The organism is Kocuria carniphila, assembly GCF_004136555.1.
Taxonomy (GTDB): Bacteria; Actinomycetota; Actinomycetes; order Actinomycetales; family Micrococcaceae; genus Kocuria; species Kocuria carniphila.
This window is the reverse complement of sequence record NZ_NOIT01000002.1, coordinates 211,894-227,840: the sequence shown is the minus strand read 5'-3', so window position 1 is coordinate 227,840 and position 15,947 is coordinate 211,894. Positions and strand designations below refer to the sequence as shown.

General features: G+C 64.7%; 13 protein-coding genes. 9 read left to right on the top strand and 4 right to left on the bottom strand.

The features are described from left to right. Positions 1–57: 57 nt before the first annotated feature. Positions 58–1,260: an acyl-CoA dehydrogenase family protein gene (locus EWV37_RS02485; protein WP_129699625.1), complete on the top strand. Its 1,203-nt coding sequence runs from the start codon at positions 58–60 to the stop codon at positions 1,258–1,260. Positions 1,261–1,426: 166 nt separating this feature from the next. After that, positions 1,427–2,617, top strand: a complete 1,191-nt coding sequence (locus tag EWV37_RS02480; protein WP_238663013.1) for a phosphatase PAP2 family protein — start codon at positions 1,427–1,429, stop codon at positions 2,615–2,617. Here EWV37_RS02480 and EWV37_RS02475 read toward each other — a convergent pair. Next, complete coding sequence (locus EWV37_RS02475) at positions 2,535–3,428, bottom strand: MBL fold metallo-hydrolase (RefSeq protein ID WP_129699624.1); 894 nt, start codon at positions 3,426–3,428, stop codon at positions 2,535–2,537. The genes EWV37_RS02480 and EWV37_RS02475 overlap by 83 nt on opposite strands. Before the next feature lie 77 nt (positions 3,429–3,505). Between EWV37_RS02475 and gluQRS the strand changes: the two genes are divergently transcribed. The 3 genes from gluQRS to EWV37_RS02460 all read left to right on the top strand — a co-directional run bounded on the left by gluQRS (position 3,506) and on the right by EWV37_RS02460 (position 6,907). Beyond that, the gene (gluQRS, locus tag EWV37_RS02470; RefSeq protein WP_371514522.1) at positions 3,506–4,465 is read left to right on the top strand and encodes a tRNA glutamyl-Q(34) synthetase GluQRS; all 960 of its coding nucleotides are present in this window, start codon (positions 3,506–3,508) and stop codon (positions 4,463–4,465) included. 104 nt (positions 4,466–4,569) lie between these two features. Continuing rightward, complete coding sequence (gene putP / locus EWV37_RS02465; RefSeq protein ID WP_129699623.1) at positions 4,570–6,111, top strand: sodium/proline symporter PutP; 1,542 nt, start codon at positions 4,570–4,572, stop codon at positions 6,109–6,111. 109 nt (positions 6,112–6,220) lie between these two features. Next, positions 6,221–6,907: an FMN-binding negative transcriptional regulator gene (locus tag EWV37_RS02460; protein ID WP_129699622.1), complete on the top strand. Its 687-nt coding sequence runs from the start codon at positions 6,221–6,223 to the stop codon at positions 6,905–6,907. A gap of 128 nt (positions 6,908–7,035) precedes the next feature. Here the strand turns inward: EWV37_RS02460 and EWV37_RS02455 are convergent, their stop codons facing one another. Further along, on the bottom strand, positions 7,036–8,004 hold the full coding sequence (locus EWV37_RS02455; RefSeq protein WP_095796482.1) for an L-lactate dehydrogenase: 969 nt from the start codon (positions 8,002–8,004) through the stop codon (positions 7,036–7,038). A 177-nt stretch (positions 8,005–8,181) separates the two neighbouring features. Next, positions 8,182–9,120 (bottom strand): HpcH/HpaI aldolase/citrate lyase family protein, encoded by a 939-nt coding sequence (locus EWV37_RS02450; RefSeq protein ID WP_129699621.1) that lies wholly within the window; start codon positions 9,118–9,120, stop codon positions 8,182–8,184. A gap of 595 nt (positions 9,121–9,715) precedes the next feature. Here EWV37_RS02450 and EWV37_RS02445 point away from each other — a divergent pair. Then, a complete protein-coding gene (locus tag EWV37_RS02445; RefSeq protein WP_095796479.1) occupies positions 9,716–10,306 on the top strand; it encodes a TetR/AcrR family transcriptional regulator in 591 nt (196 codons plus the stop codon). A gap of 27 nt (positions 10,307–10,333) precedes the next feature. Here EWV37_RS02445 and hrpB read toward each other — a convergent pair whose 3' ends face one another. Further along, positions 10,334–12,979, bottom strand: a complete 2,646-nt coding sequence (gene hrpB, locus EWV37_RS02440) for an ATP-dependent helicase HrpB (protein WP_129699620.1) — start codon at positions 12,977–12,979, stop codon at positions 10,334–10,336. Positions 12,980–13,250: 271 nt separating this feature from the next. Between hrpB and EWV37_RS02435 the strand changes: the two genes are divergently transcribed. The 3 genes from EWV37_RS02435 to EWV37_RS02425 are packed head-to-tail and all read left to right on the top strand — an operon-like array spanning position 13,251 to position 15,941. Next, the gene (locus EWV37_RS02435; RefSeq protein WP_129699619.1) at positions 13,251–13,772 is read left to right on the top strand and encodes a DUF805 domain-containing protein; all 522 of its coding nucleotides are present in this window, start codon (positions 13,251–13,253) and stop codon (positions 13,770–13,772) included. Between the two features lie 10 nt (positions 13,773–13,782). Then, positions 13,783–14,739, top strand: coding sequence for a 1,4-dihydroxy-2-naphthoyl-CoA synthase (locus tag EWV37_RS02430; RefSeq protein WP_129699618.1), 957 nt, complete (start codon positions 13,783–13,785; stop codon positions 14,737–14,739). After that, positions 14,739–15,941, top strand: coding sequence for an AMP-binding protein (locus EWV37_RS02425; RefSeq protein ID WP_129699617.1), 1,203 nt, complete (start codon positions 14,739–14,741; stop codon positions 15,939–15,941). Before EWV37_RS02430 ends, EWV37_RS02425 begins: the two co-directional genes overlap by 1 nt. Positions 15,942–15,947 lie beyond the last annotated feature (6 nt).

Here is a 15,947-nt window from a genome sequence, read left to right as displayed (position 1 = left end):
TCGAGACCGCGACGGAGCGGTCACCCTCATCCATCTCTTGCTAACGAAAGGCCCACCATGACAGCCATCATCGATCACCCCGACTTCTTCCTCCTGGATCAGGACCTCTCCCCCGAGGACATTGAACTGCGGGACAAGGTGCGAGCCTTCGGCCAGAAGGAAATCCTGCCCACCATCAACGAGTACTGGGAGCGCGCTGAACACCCTGACAAGGTCTTCGCCAAGCTGCCCGAGCTGGGCATCATCGGCTCCTTCATTCCCGGCTACGGCTGCCCCGGATTCTCGCGTCAGACCGCGGGCATCGTGGCTCGCGAGTTCGGTCGCATTGACGGCTCGTTCAATACGTTCCTGGGCGTGCACTCCAACCTGTGCATGGGCAGCATCTACATGCTCGGCAACGAGGAGCAGCGCAACCGCTGGCTTCCGGTAATGGCCAAACTCGAGAAGACGGGCGCCTTCGCTCTGACCGAACCGGACCACGGTTCCGACTCCGTGTCGCTGGAGACCTCCGCCCGGAAGGAGGGCAACCAGTGGGTCATCAACGGTCACAAGCGGTGGATTGGCAACGGCCACGCTGCCAACGTGATCGTGCTGTACGCCCGCGACGAGGCCGACGGCCAGGTCAAGGCCTTCGTGGTCGAGAAGCAGGACAACGGCGAGTACCCCGAGGGTTACCGTCCCGAAGTCATCAAGGGCAAGATCGCCAAGCGCGCCATCAACCAGGCGGACATCGTGATCGAGAACCTCAAGATCCCCGATGAGAACCGCCTACCCAATTGCAGCAGCTTCAAGGACGTGAACCTGGTCCTCAAGGCCACCCGTGGCGGAGCCTCATGGGAAGCCCTGGGCCACGGCATGGCGGCCTTCAAAATCGCTGCGCAATATGCCCTGGACCGCGAACAGTTCGGCGCCCCCATCGGTAGCTTCCAGCTCGTCCAGGAAAAGCTCGCAACCATGCTCGCGGACCTGACCGCAATGCAGCTCATGTGCACCCGCATGGCCCACCTGGCGGAGAACGACCAACTCACGGACGCCATGGCCTCCATGGTCAAGATGTTCACGTCCCGCAAGGCCCTGGACATGTGCCGCACCGCCCGCGACATGCTCGCAGGCAACGGCATCCTCCTGGAAAACCACATCGGCCGCCACCTCACCGACATGGAAGTCGTCTCCACCTACGAGGGCACCGACTCGATGCAGGCACTCATCGTGGGCCGCGAGATCACCGGTATCTCGGCATTCACTCGCAAGCGCAAGTAACCGATAGACACGACCGTTTGAGCCCCGGCACGCACCCCGTGCCGGGGCCCCTTCATGCCGGAGCGCCCTCTCTCAGCCCCACCAAAGCCTCCCGTGGCAAGATATTGCGATGGCCGATCATCCGGATCCGGCCGCGCTCGTCGATTTCCCCCGATAAGGCTGCCCGTTGTCATTCCTTCCCGCGCCCGCGCGTTCCATGCCCCGCCGCTCCGTGATCCGTCCGCTCATGACCGTGGCCATGTTGAGCGTGTGCGTTGGCATCGCGTCCTACATCAGCCTCATGACCATGACGGGTCAGTCCCTGGATGACGAGGCTCTCGCGCAGGCCAAGGCCGATCGCAACGATTTCTTCCCGTGGATCTTCCTGGCCGCGGCCCAGCACCTACCGGAACTGGTATCGATCGCCGCCGCCGTTCTGGCTCTCGTGTGGACGGTGCGCACGCGTCGTTGGATCCCCGCCCTCGCGGGGCTGGGCATGATCCTGGGCGCCAATTTCACCACGCAGTTCCTCAAGCGCGTGCTCCTAAACAAGCCCGACTACGGCATTCAGCAGATCGTCCACAATTCGTTCCCGTCCGGTCACACAACAGCCACGGCCACGATTCTCGTGGCGCTTCTGCTGGTCGCTCCCCCGCATCTGCGCGCCAAAACAGCCACCTGGGGATGGCTCCTGGCCGCGATCACCGGCATGCTCACCGTGCTGAACGGCTGGCACCGCCCGTCCGACGCCGCCGCCGCCCTTCTCATCGTGGGCGCCTGGGGTGTGCTCGCGGTCATTGCCATCAGGTTCACCGACGCCGCCCTGTCCCGTCCCGGAGCTCACCCCAGCGACGTATACCGCCGGGTCCGACAGAAGATGGACGCCCGTCGCGAGAACCTTGAGCGCCGGGAGGACCGCGGCGACAGCGCATTCACCCCGCCCGCCGGATCTCACCAGCAACAGCACAACCCCCACCAACCGGGCATCGGACAACCAGGACCCCGGGGAGACGGAAACCCGCGCTTCGGCACCCAAGGCCCCGCGGCGGCGTCGTACTCAAACGCACCATATGTGAACGCGCCGTACCCGCAGGCTCAGCAGCCATACCCGCCCACGGGATTCCAACAGAACCCGTACGCGCAGTACAACGGACCGGGTCATGGCCATCGTGCGCCAGTGCGCCCCCGCCGGGGCACGGTCATCACGCTGCTGGTGCTGGCAATCGGTCTGGCGGTGACCGTGGCGCTGATGCCATCGCCCGCAGTGGCAGGCACGTGGGCGGGGCGGGCGACCGTTATTGCGGGATACCTTGGGATTGCGGCTGCGGCTGCTCTGAGCTGGCGGTCCGTGGCGCGCTGGCTGCGGTCTCTATCCTGACGGTGGCCAACCGGTCCAGGAAGACCCGGGCCACCCCCGCCTGATACGGGAGCCGAAACATGGAAGCGGTCACAGTGCCCGCCGAGGTGGGATCGGCCTGTTCCGCGCGCTTGACCGCGAGCGCCATGGTGTCCGCTTGTTGCAGCACGAACGTGTTGGACACCGGGCTGCCGTGGCCGGGCACGAAAACCTTGTAGCGCTCGAGCGTCGCCAGTGAGCGCAACGTTTCCACCCAGCGTTGCGGGTAGGAATCCTCGAAGCTGGGATCCGCACCTTCTTCGACCAGGTCACCGCAGAAGACAATGTCCTCCACGCCCACGCACACGTCGTTGTCGGTGTGACCGAGGCCCAAGAAGAACAGCGTCACGGGCTTGTCGCCCAATTCGATACGCGTGAGCGAGGGGCGGCGACCGTTGCCGGGCAAGGTGTTGGTCGGCAACACGAGCTGGGTATCCAGACCCTCGGCATCTCCCATTTCGGGTTCTTGAGTCCCCACAAAACTGCGCTGGTAGTCGCCGTGCTCCCGCATGGCCACCGCACATGCCTTGTGCGCCCAGAATTCCTCGACACCGGCACGCTGGAACACGGCATTACCCATGTAGTGGTCGTAATGCGCGTGGGTGTTGACCACGGTGAGGGGAAGGTTGGTCACCTCACGAACGGCCGCGAGGATCTCGCGACCCTGGCGCGGTCCCGCACCCGTGTCGATCACCAGGGCACGCTGAGATCCCACGATGAGTCCGGAGTTCAACCTCCAGTTCTCCGTGCCAATCACGTGAACGCCGTCGCGCAGCTCGTGGATGCGTGCCATGCCGAACAGCCTAACCGGACCCGAACCCCTCCACATCCACCCAACGATTGAGGTTACGCAATGCTAGCCTGACCCGCGTGTTCGCCTCCCACCCTGCCTCGCCCTCCCCGAAACCCTCTCCCAACGACGCCGCTCTGCCGCCCGCCGGCCGGTTCGCGCCGTCACCGTCGGGAGACCTTCACCTGGGCAATCTGCGCACCGCGTTGGCCGCGTGGGGATTCGCTCGCGCCACGGGGCGAAAGTTCATCCTGCGGGTTGAAGACTTGGACCGTGTGAAGAAGGGCGCCGCGGAGCGCAATATCGCGGATCTGGCGGCCATCGGTCTGGATTGGGATGGGCCCGTTGATTACCAGGCCCCCCGTATTCCGCAGTTCTCGCGAGAGGTGCAACGTCTCACGGCTGCCGGACTGACCTACGAATGCTTTTGCACGCGCAAGGAGATTCACGCCGCGGCGTCGGCACCGCACGGGATCCCCGGGGCCTATCCCGGTACGTGCCGGGAGCTGAACGAGGAGGCTCGCGAGCGGCGTCGGCAAGAGCGCCCGCCGGCCATCCGACTGCGCGCGGACGTGAGCGAATTCACCGTGCACGACTACTTTGCGGGTGCGTACACGGGCGCGGTGGACGACATGGTGTTGGTGCGCAACGACGGCACCCCCGCCTACAACCTGGCGGTGGTCGTGGACGACGCCCACCAGGGCATCGATCAGGTGGTGCGCGGCGACGACCTCTTGTCCTCCGCGCCGCGGCAGGCCTACCTGGCAGGGCTGTTGGGATACCCCGCGCCCGAGTACGTTCACGTGCCCCTCGTGCTGGGGCCAACGGGTGCGCGGTTGGCTAAACGGGACGGAGCTGTAACACTTGAGGAATTACACGCACTGGGTTACAGCGCGCGCGACGTGTTGCTGTGGCTCGGTGCTTCGCTGGGGGTCAACGACCCCCTCAATACCACGGCTGACTTGCTGAAGGACTGGAACCCCGGGGTCTGGAACACGAACCCCGCCACCTTCACCGAATGGCCTCAGAAACAGGCCTGAAACCACCCCTAAGGGTGAGCGATGACACTTAACAGCTTTGGGTAGCTAAATAACGTCCCATACAGTGGACGCCGTCCAAATTTCTCGCACCGGAAGGTACACCTATGTCCGACCAGGCGTATCAACTCATCGCGATTGTGATCTATTTCTTAGGCATGATCGCGATTGGCCTGTGGGCCAACAGTAAGACAAAGAACCTCGACGATTACATGTTGGGCGGTAGAAACCTCAAGCCCGGCGTGGCCGCACTGTCTGCGGGCGCTTCGGATATGTCCGGCTGGTTGCTCATGGGTCTGCCCGGTGCTGTGTACCTGGCGGGCATGGTTGAAGCCTGGATCGCCATTGGTTTGACCATTGGTGCCTGGCTGAACTGGAAGTTCGTGGCGCCGCGTTTGCGCGCGTACACCGAGGTCTCCAACAACTCGATCACCATCCCGTCCTTCCTGGACAACCGACTCAAGGGCAACACCCGCGTGCTGCGCGTGGTGTCCGGTGTGATCATCCTGGTCTTCTTCACGTTCTACGTCTCCTCCGGCATGGTCGCTGGCGGCGTGTTCTTCATGTCCTCGTTCGGTTCTTCCTACCTGGTCGGCATGCTGCTGATCGCGGGCGTGACCGTGCTCTACACCTTCTTCGGTGGCTTCCTGGGCGCTTCTTACACAGACCTCTTCCAGGGTCTGCTCATGCTGTTGGCCCTGCTCATGGTTCCGATTGTGGGCCTGTTCATGGTGGGCGGTCCCGCCGAAATGGTGGACCGTATCCAGAGCGCCCAGCCGGATGCCCTGTCCCTGCTGGCCGGCGGCACCGCCGTGGGCATCATCTCCGCACTGGCTTGGGGCCTGGGTTACTTCGGTCAGCCGCACATCATTGTGCGTTTCATGGCCCTGCGCAGCCCGGCCGACGCCAAGTCCGGCCGCCGCATCGGTGTGGGCTGGATGATCCTCACCGTGATCGGCGCAATCTCCACCGCCCTGGTGGGTATCGCCTACTTCGGTAACCGCCCGGATCAGGAGCCCACCGACCCCGAGGCCGTGTTCCTGGATCTGTCCCAGATCCTGTTCCACCCCGCCCTGGCCGGCCTGGTACTGGCCGCCGTGCTGGCCGCCATCATGTCCACCGTGTCTTCGCAGCTGATTGTTTCCTCCTCCGCGTTGGTCGAGGACCTGTACAACCTGGCCTCCAAGAAGACCCCTTCTCCCAAGGCACAGGTGTGGATGGGCCGCGCCGGCGTGCTGTTGGTGGCCATCGTCGCTGCCGCTCTCGCGTGGGAACAGAACGCCACCATCCTGGAGCTCGTGAGCTTCGCGTGGGCCGGCTTCGGTTCCGCGTTCGGCCCCGTGGTCGTCTTGAGCCTCTTCTGGCGCAAGCTCACCAACACCGGCGCGATCACCGCGATGATCGTGGGCGCCGTGACCGTGTTCGTGTGGCAGTACACCCCGTGGAGCGAACTCTACGAGATCATCCCCGGTTTCTTCCTGGGCATGTTCGCCGCGATCGTCGGTTCCTTGGCCACGTACAAGCGTGATCCTGAGATCGAGGCCGAGTTCGACGAGGCCGTGCGCCTGGCCAACTCCCCTCACCAGGCACCCACGGAAGCCGCTACGTCCACCCGCGTCGAGTCCGACGTCGCCACCGGTCGCCGCTAAGTTCCACCCGTTGTCGGGGCTCCTTCCCCGCCGATGAAGCAAGGGGTCCGCTCACCACACGGTGAGCGGGCCCCTTGCTTTATGCCCCGATCACAGAGTTAATGCAGTCATGCTGATCAATCCGCTCTACCAACCCGTGGCCGGTCATGACTTCGCCGATCTCATTGCCGACTACCCTCTGGGGATCATTGTGGGTTCCGAGCTGGTGGCCACACATATGCCGATGCTGGCGGTTCGGGAGCCCGATGGTTCCGTGGTCGTCGAAAGCCACATCCCCTTGGCAGATCCGTTGCACACGGTTCTGGCCGCGGGCCGGGAGGTGTTGTTGATCTTCCCCGGGCCCTCCGCATACATCAGCCCGGACTGGTATACCCACGCCGGATTACCCACCTACGATTTCGAGCCCGTCCATATTCGCGGCCAAGCCACCATGATGGACCAGCCCGCGCTGGAGGATCATCTGCGGCGGCTCATCGACCATCATGAGAACCGAGTGCGCCCGCGCCAGGAGGGGCCCGATACCGCGGCGCCCGGCAGTTCCTCCGGGCCGTGGCGGATGAACGACAGCGCGGAGGATTCAATGCATCGGCTTCTCAGAGTCATCGCGGGTTTCCGGCTGCGTCCCCGGTCCGTGGAGTTCAAGTCGAAGATCGGCCAGAACCGGCTCGCGGACGAGGTTCCGATCACCGCGCAGCACCTGTCCCTCATGCGGCACCCGGATGCGCGATACCTTGCCGATCTCATGAAACGCGTGACCGTGCCCCGTGACGATACGGACCCACCCACCGACGGGTGAGCGGGTCCTTCCGTGCCCCTTCTAGCCCGTGACCTTTCGAGAACGACGGCGCTCGCGGCGTCGTCGTCCATCACGCGCCTTGGTCGGGTGGCCGGGGAACACACCGAGGCGTGGTCCGCTAAGTAGGCTCAGAAGCCGAGCGAGGCGAGGGCCTTGCGCATGGCCTGGGCCGAATCGCGCAGCTGCTGTTCCTCGTGCTCACCCATGGGGATCGCGAGCGGTTGCTCCACACCGCGGCGGCCCACGATGGACGGGACGGACAGCGCAAGCCCGCTGATGCCGTGGAAGTCGTCCAGGATCGAGGAGACAGGCAGTACTGAGCGCAGATCACGCAAGATGGCCTCGGCAATGCGGATGCCGGACAGACCAATCGCGTAGTTGGTGGCGCCCTTGCCCTCGATCACCTTGTAGGCCGCGTTGACCACCTGATCGGTCATCTCCGCCAGGCGCTGCTCGGTGAAGGGTTTGCGGCCGTCGATCTCCCAATCCCGCAGCGGCACCTGACCGATCGAAGCGGAGGACCACACCGGGAACTCGGAATCGCCGTGCTCTCCGATGATGTATGCGTGCACGCTGGTGGTGTTCACGCGGGCCTCGTTGGCGATCATCCAACGCAGGCGGGAGGTGTCCAGCACGGTGCCGGAGCTCAGGACCTGGCGGTACGGCAGCCCCGTGATCTTCTGAGCGACCACGGTGAGCACGTCGCACGGGTTGGTCACGAGCACGCAGATCGCGTTGGGCGCGTGCTCCAGGAGCTGCGGCATGAGCGTCTTGAGGATCTCGGTATTGGCACCGGCCAGGTCCAGGCGAGTCTGGCCGGGCTTCTGCTTGGCGCCGGCGGTGATCAGGATGACGTCCGAGTCCTTGAGCACGGCCACGTCATCCGAGCCCTCCACGCGGGTGTCGGAAGCGAACATCTGGCCGTGGGAGAGGTCCAGGGCCTCGGCTTCAACCTTGGCGGTGTTGAGGTCGTACAGGGCAATATCGGTCGCGGTGCCGCGGATCATGGCCGCGTACGCCAGCGAGGTTCCCACCGACCCCGCTCCCACAATGCCGATCTTGGTTCTACGGACGGTGGCTTCAGTGCTGGTGGTCATGGAAACTCCCCGGTTACGGCGGATACGTCCCGCAGGCTCACGTGGTGTCTGAGCTGCAGTGGGTCATGTGGTCTTGCCACAGTCCATTGTGACGTATCCGCCGCACCGGGGATAGTTCGTGTGATGAGGTCAACCACCTCGTGTTTCTCGGCGCGTTATTGGCCGAGCGCTCGGTGACTAGCAGTGATAGGTATCGGTGGGAGCCTCGGAGTGCACGTCATAGCCCTCCGGGATGCTCATGCCGAACGAGGTGGCCAAGCCCAACACCTTACGGGCACGAGCCAGACGGGGTAGGTCGGAGCCGTTGCGGATCTGACCGCCGTCGGCCTCGAACTCCTGTAGGAAGTCGGTGGCCCAGGACAGCTCGTTCAGGCTCGGGGACAGGCCTTCGTTGACCGTGGCGGTCTGCTCCGGCATGAGGCACAGCTTGCCGGTCATGCCGAATTCGGAGGTCACACCGGTGGCCTCCGCGAGCTTGGCACCGAGTGCGCCCACGGCCGGTCCGTCGATCGGGCCGGGCAGATTGGCCGCACGCGAGGCAATGGTGAACTGCGAACGGGTATAGGCCAACACCATGGGACTCTCGCCAAAACCGGTGTCACGGCGGTAGTCGCCGATGCCGAACGCCAGGCGGTAGGTGGAGCGCGCCGTGGCAATGTCCTGCAGGTTCTGCACGCCACGGGCTGTTTCCACGAGTGCAACGATGCGGGTTCCCCGCAGCATCTCCGCGGTGCGAGTCACGTGTTCGGGGGATTCGGTCATGGCCAACATGACGCCTTCCAGCCCGGGAGCTTCGCGCAGGGCGCGGAGGTCTTCCTCCCACCATGCGGTGCCGAAACCGTTGATGCGGACCCACCCGTGGTTGAGTTCGTGGCGTTCGTTGCGCGAGGACAGCCACTCGATCACGTTCTGACGGGCTGCGGCTTTGTCCGCCGGTGCCACCGAGTCCTCGACATCGAGGACCACGACATCCGCTGCGCTGTTCGCCGCCACGTCGAAGCGCGCGGGCTGCGCACCGTTGACGAGCAGCCACGAACGGGCCAGCTCCGGACCAACCTTGGGATTCTCAGTGGTCGTAATGGTCATTTCGATGGTTTCTGACAGGGTGGTGGACATGATTCACTTCTCGATCTGTGTCTAAGAACGGACACGCTTCCGCAGCTGCTGTGCGGTGAAAGCGCGGGTCAGCCGAGCGCCTGAACCAACCTGAGAGATGAAGCGGTCGGAGCGGGTCAGCTGCCAGTAGAGAGCCCCAGGACAAGCGGCACCAGTTCAGTGCTTTGATGACCTACGCGTGAGAGATGGCACGCCGGGCAAAAGCGGTAGGGCTACCGTAACCAAGATCACATCAAGACTCAACTTGGGCGGTTTCGCGGGACATGCTGGGCTCCACGGCTTACCCACCATCACCACAGTGAACCGGCGTGGTGCTGATTCCTCACTCGCGCCGTTGAGCATGAACATCTCCAGGCAGCCGGCGCGCATAAGTCCGGCAATCCCAAATCCGCGAGCCAACAGGAGTGGCCTGGCGGCAGTGAGGTCCAGCCACCGAAGGTCATGTAGCTCGACCCACACATTGTCAACCGACGAATCGATGACCGCGCAGTGATACTCGCGAAATGCGGCATTGGATAGGGTTCGACTGAGTGGAGAGCTGGGCTCGATCCCCATTTTAGAATTCATATTTTAAAACTAGACCTGAGGTGCACGCGTGGCAAGACCTTCCAAGTTCACAACGGAGGACATTCTTGACGCTGCCGCGCGCGCGGTGGCCCACCGTGGCCGGGATGTCACCCTCGTGCAGATTGCCAGCGAGCTGGGCGGACCTACCGGTTCGCTGTATCACCGCTTCTCGTCCCGTGACGTTCTGCTGGTGAATCTGTGGATCCGATCCATCCGCCGCTTCCATCAGGGGTTCCTGGCAGCAGCAGCCGGCGAGGATCCCGCCCAGGCCGCGATCGACTGTGCCGTGCATATTCCTGTGTTCTGCCGACAGCACCCGCATGACGCAGCTGCCATGACTCTCTATCGACAGCACGAACTGGTCACCCACGGACCCGAGGAACTCCGAGATGACGTGTCTCGGATCAACCACCCGGTTATAGCTGCCCTGAAAGAGCTCGCCGTTCGCAGATATGGCACGTCAGATGAGTTCCATCAAACTCTGATGCTCACGGCCTGCGAAGAGAGCCCCTACGGTTTGGTCCGCCCATACATCGCTTCCCGCCAAACCATTCCGGATTGGATGGACGACGCCGTTCGGGCCTCTTCCCAAGCAATCCTAGCGTTGGGCGACCGCTAGCGAATTCATGACCTTGTCGGCCGACCTTCACCCACCACTTCGCTTCTTGGTTCGAGCCGTGGCCACCGCGTTCCAGGGGTCTTCGGGCCAGGGATGCTTCGGGTAGCGGCCGCGCATTTCGGAGCGAACCTGCTGGTACGGGCCGGACCAGAACGACTTCAAATCGTCGGTGATCGCCAACGGCCGCCGCGCTGGAGACAACAGATGGAACTGCACGGGCACCCGACCGTCCACCAATCGCGGCGTGTCTGCCCAACCGAAGCATTCTTGTAATTTCACGGCCACCACGGGAGGCTGCTCGGGTTCGTCCAGCGAATAGACCTTCGGATAGTCGATCCGCGCCGTGTTCCCACTCGGCACCGCCAACCGTTGCGGCACTAACTCCTCCAGCCGGCTGGCTTCCGGCCACGGCAAGAGCCTGCGGAGCGCATCAGCCACTTTGATCGACCGCAGCGACGCTCCTCGAGCGATTTCTTGTAATTCCACGCTCAGCCATTCGTCGAGCCGGTCGAGCAGTGCCGAATCATCCATGGCCGGCCACGGATCACCCAGTTGCCGGTGCAACAAGGCGAGGCGCGCGCGGAGTGAGCGAGGGGCGTCGTCCCAGGGCAGTAGTTCCAGGCCCTGACTGTGCAGTGCGCTCCGCACGGCGGGCAGTGCGGTTGTGGGATCGGCAGCGACCGGCGTGGACGAAAGCTCGATTGCTCCGATGGCTCGCACTCGGCGCGCTCGAACTTTGCCGTTCTCGAAAGTTCCGCGGGTCTCCTCGGTGGCCAACAACCCCGCAATGAGCAACGCCGTGGGCTCATCCAGTGGCGCGGCCGCACGAATCACCGCTCCGGTGCCCGCCGCTACTTTCCCTGCGGCGCGGCTGAGCTCCGCGACAGCGAGCCACTCGTGCTGTCGCAGCGGGCTCCCCGGCTCGAGCCCCGCGCGAGTTCCCGATGCCAGCAGCCACTGCTCTCCTGCCTTGTCCATCCGCTTGGCGATCCACTCGGGTTTCCCCAGGCCGACGACGGCGCCCTCCCGCACATCGCGAGCCACCTCGCCGTGCGAGCTGCCCTCCACAGGAGCACTACTCACAGCACTAGCGCGTACAGCGCCCGCTTCAGCCACGGAACTGTGGTCCCCAGAGATCCGTTCCAACCGGGACACTTCCCGCTTCCACCGTGCGGACTCCGCTCCCCCGCCGGAACGCAACCGCCTCACGAACGCGGGAATGTCTGCCCCCGGAATGCGAGCGCCGTCGGCGATTGCGGCGATAACCTCCGCAGCGGCACGCCGCCCGACCAGAGCCGAACCGTCCAGCAAGGCCCGCCCCCATCGGGGCTCCACAGGCATGTCCACCAAGACGCGACCGAGGTCAGTAGTGCGGCCGTGCTCATCGATGGCACCCAGCCGGATGAGCTCGGCTTCGGCGTCCGCGCGAGCACGTGGTGGCAACGGATCCGGCAATCGCAGTCCATCACCGCCCGGTGCGCCCCACACCGCGAGCGCCAGGCAAGCAAACGTGAGGTCGGCGGTGCGCACCTCGGGAACGGTGTGCGCCGGCATAGCGCCCCAGGTGGCGTCGTCGTAGCAGCGGACCACGGTGCCGGGCCCCTGGCGAGCGGCACGACCGGCCCGCTGCTCGGCCGAGGCCTTCGATGCCGAGACCGTCACCAACCCCGAGATCCCGCGCCCCGCGTCGCGCCGCGGCTGGCGCGCCAGGCCTGAGTCGACCACCAGCCGTACCCCGTTGACCGTCAGCGACGATTCCGCAAGCGATGTGGTGACCACGATTCGCGGCGGATCCCCCGGTTGGCGCCCAGCGACCGCTCGGTCCTGCTCCCGGGGCGAGAGCTGACCGTGCAGTTCCAAAATTTCGGCGTCGGACAGCCTGTGGAGTTCGGATGCCACGCGCGAGACTTCGCGCGCGCCAGGCACGAACACGAGGGCGTCCGAGCCGTCATGGACTTTGAGAGCCTTCGAATGGGCCTCCGCAGCCTTGCGAGCCACGTGCGACAGGAACGCGGGAGTCACCCCGCGATCGTCCAGGCGTTGCGGCCCCGGGGCCCATTCAACGTTCAGCGGATACAACGCGGACGGGCAATCGACGACCGGCGCGGGTTCATCTGCGCCCAGTAATTCGGCAAAACGGGCGGCATCCACGGTCGCGGACATCGCCACCACGGTCAGGTCATCGCGCAGTTCTCGCAGTTCCGCGAGCATCCCCACGAGCAGATCTGACTCAACACCTCGCTCGTGGACCTCGTCCAGAACCACCGCTGCCGTCCCGGGCAGATCCGGGTCCCTCAGCAGGCGCCGCAGCATGATCCCGGGGGTCACGAACTCGATGCGCGTGCTCGGTTTCGTGGTGCTTTCACCACGAACACTCCAGCCGACGACGTCGCCCGGTTGCGTTCTCGTCAGCGCAGCCAGTCGGCGAGCGGCTGCCCTGGCGGCTACCCTGCGCGGTTGCACCACCACAACGCGACCGTGAGGCTGGGAGGCGGGAGCGTCGTCGGCAAGAACGTTAGCGATCACCGGCGGAACCAAGGTGGTCTTACCCGTCCCCGGAGGTGCCTGAACCACCGCGACACGCTGCTGGAGCGCACTCTCCAGATCGGACACGGACTCCGCGAAAGGCAGGCCGTGACCAATCCGGTCCAGGTCAAAGGGGGCGGCACTCATGGTTCCAAGTATTGCCGAGACCTCGGACACGGTTGTTACGGTGGAAACCCCGAAAAGGAGGAACGGATGGACTCCACCGCAAGACTCGGCCGTGTATTGGGCGTTGCGGCGATCATTGTTGGGGCCGGAATCATCCTGATGATGCTGCTGACCGGGGCAGGAAACCTAGCGACTGGATTCTTAAGCCTCACGACCATGGTTACCGGCGCATGCGCGGTTGTCATGGCCAATCGACGAGGCCCCCAGGAGGCCGCGACGTCCAGGAGTTCTGATGGCGAGCTCCGTTAAAAATGCCTCCGTGGACCGAGATGCGCGGTCGTTCCATGATCTACCGTCGGGTGGGATGGATCTCTCCCCGTGGCGGCAGTTCACCACGGCCGTTCGGCTGTTTTATCGGAACTATTTTCGGACCAGGGGGCGAGCCACTCGGGCTGAGTTTTGGTGGCTGGTTCTGTTTCAGGCACTCGTTGCTGGTGCCTGGACTTTGGCTGGCCGTCTGCTGTCAATCGGTGGGCCGCATTTCGTTACCAATGACACCCCGGAACTTCTCACGCAAACGATGATGTTCGTCGGAATGTTCCCGTTCGCATGGCAATTGGTGAACCTCATTCCAAGCATCACGTTGCTCGCTCGCAGGTTCCACGACACTGATTCCAGCGCCGTTTTGCTCTTCACCCTGATCATCCCGATCGCGGGCCTGGTCATCGTTCTTATCTATGCGCTGACCGCGTCCAACCCTCGGGGAGTCCGCTACGACCCACCGGGTGCCACGGCAGCTCGCACTCCCGCCTAAAGTGGTACCCATGACCAACGCGCAGCTTCCCGAGCAGGTATCCGAGATCTTCGACCCCCAGCAGTGGCGTCAGGTGCAGGGCTTCGAGGACCTGCAGGACATCACGTACCACCGCGGCGTCGAACGAGACGACAACGGTGAAATGGTCAAGGATCTGCCGTGGGTGCGTATCGCGTTCGATCGTCCCGAGGTCCGCAATGCCTTCCGCCCGGGCACCGTGGACGAGCTCTACCGCACCCTCGATCACGCCCGCATGTCTTCGGACGTAGGCGCGGTCATCCTGACGGGCAACGGCCCCTCCGCCAAGGACGGCGGCTGGGCGTTCTGCTCCGGCGGCGATCAGCGCATCCGCGGCCGCGACGGATACCACTACGCAGAGGGTGAGACCGCGGACTCCATCGACCCCGCTCGCGCCGGCCGACTGCACATCCTGGAAGTGCAGCGCCTGATCCGCACCATGCCCAAGGTGGTCATCGCGGCAGTGTCCGGGTGGGCTGCCGGCGGCGGTCACTCGCTGCACGTGGTGTGCGATATGACCATTGCTTCGGCCGAGCACGGCAAGTTCAAGCAGACGGACGCCACCGTCGGTTCTTTCGATGCCGGTTATGGTTCCGCTCTGCTCGCACGCCAGGTCGGCCAGAAGTTCGCTCGCGAAATCTTCTTCCTGGCCGATGAATATTCCGCCGAGGACATGTTCCGCATGGGCGCCGTCAACAAGGTGGTCCCCCACTCCGACCTCGAAACCTCCGCGCTGGAATGGGCTCGCAAGATCACCGCTCAGTCACCGCAGGCCGTGCGCATGCTCAAGTACGCGTTCAACCTCCCGGACGACGGCATGGTGGGCCAGCAGGTCTTCGCCGGCGAAGCCACGCGCATGGGTTACATGACCGACGAGGCCGTCGAAGGCCGCGACGCGTTCCTGCAGAAGCGCGACCCGGACTGGTCCGCGTTCCCCTACTACTTCTGATGCCTGAGCTTCCCGGAGAACCACTGCCCGTACCCAGTACGGCGGACCTGCCGCCGGACACGGTCATATTCAACGGTCCGGTGGCGGGCGACCCGCTGGGTCTCCTCGGACCGCTGAAACAGGCGCTGTCCCGCCCCGGACCGGCGGTGGTCGTTTCCACCTCCGGCTCCACGGGCCGCCCCAAGAAAACGGTCTTGACCACCGAGGCGCTCACGGCATCGGGCCGCGCCACCGAACGCGCCACGTTCGGCCCCGGTCAGTGGCTCCTGTGTCTCCCTTCGCACTACGTCGCGGGCGTTCAGGTGCTCGCCCGGTCCGTACTCGCGGGCACCACGCCCGTTGTCATGGGTCCCGGGCCGTTCACACCGGACGGTTTCGCGCGGGCCGCGGCGGGCATGAGTCATGAGACGCGCTACGTGTCCGTGGTCCCCACCCAGCTGCAACGCATCCTAGATCCCGCCGACGCCGCTCCCCACCCGGAAGCCGTGGCCGCCCTCGCACGATTCGACGCGATTCTCGTGGGAGGCTCCGCACTCTCGCCCACCCTCGCCCAGCTAACCGACAGCGCAGGCCTCGCCTTGGTCAGCACGTACGGCATGTCCGAAACGTGTGGCGGTTGCGTCTACAACGGCCGGCCCCTGGATGCCGTCGAGATTCGCACCGTCCCCGACGACGCCGCTCTCGACCTCTCGCACTTCACTTCCCCGCCTAGCCACGGGCCGAAAGAAGGGCGCATCTGGCTGGGCGGCGACGTCGTTGCCGGAGGCTATCTGGAGGACCCCCGGCAGACCGGCGAGCACTTCCGCGTGATCGACGGACGGCGCTGGTACCGCACGGATGACCTGGGGCGAACCAACGAGGACGGATCGTTGAGCGTGCTGGGTCGCACGGACGACGTGATCAACACGGGCGGCATCAAAGTCTCCGCAGGAGTCGTGACCGCCACCCTGGCCTCGCACCCGGGAGTGCGGCAGGCGCTCGTGGTGCCGGTTCCGGACGCCGAGTGGGGCCAGGCCGTCGCAGCGCTGGTGGTACCCCGCGAGGGTGCACTCTCTGACGAGCTACGTGCAGAACTTCGTGATCTGATCCGTGTACAGCACGGTTCCGCCGCAGTTCCCAAGCACTGGCGCGAAGTCAGTGAAATCCCCATGCTCGCCACGGGCAAACCGGATCGACAGGCCGCAACCCGGATCTTCCGCTAGCTGGGC

Excerpts from the sequence above, each read along its gene's own strand:
- EWV37_RS02455 (WP_095796482.1), bottom strand. The coding sequence starts at position 8,004 with ATGACCACCAGCACTGAAGCCACCGTCCGTAGAACCAAGATCGGCATT.
- putP (WP_129699623.1), top strand. The coding sequence starts at position 4,570 with ATGTCCGACCAGGCGTATCAACTCATCGCGATTGTGATCTATTTCTTA.
- EWV37_RS02485 (WP_129699625.1), top strand. The coding sequence starts at position 58 with ATGACAGCCATCATCGATCACCCCGACTTCTTCCTCCTGGATCAGGAC.
- EWV37_RS02430 (WP_129699618.1), top strand. The coding sequence starts at position 13,783 with ATGACCAACGCGCAGCTTCCCGAGCAGGTATCCGAGATCTTCGACCCC.
- EWV37_RS02435 (WP_129699619.1), top strand. The coding sequence starts at position 13,251 with ATGGCGAGCTCCGTTAAAAATGCCTCCGTGGACCGAGATGCGCGGTCG.
- EWV37_RS02425 (WP_129699617.1), top strand. The coding sequence starts at position 14,739 with ATGCCTGAGCTTCCCGGAGAACCACTGCCCGTACCCAGTACGGCGGAC.
- EWV37_RS02450 (WP_129699621.1), bottom strand. The coding sequence starts at position 9,120 with ATGTCCACCACCCTGTCAGAAACCATCGAAATGACCATTACGACCACT.
- hrpB (WP_129699620.1), bottom strand. The coding sequence starts at position 12,979 with ATGAGTGCCGCCCCCTTTGACCTGGACCGGATTGGTCACGGCCTGCCT.
- EWV37_RS02460 (WP_129699622.1), top strand. The coding sequence starts at position 6,221 with ATGCTGATCAATCCGCTCTACCAACCCGTGGCCGGTCATGACTTCGCC.
- EWV37_RS02475 (WP_129699624.1), bottom strand. The coding sequence starts at position 3,428 with ATGGCACGCATCCACGAGCTGCGCGACGGCGTTCACGTGATTGGCACG.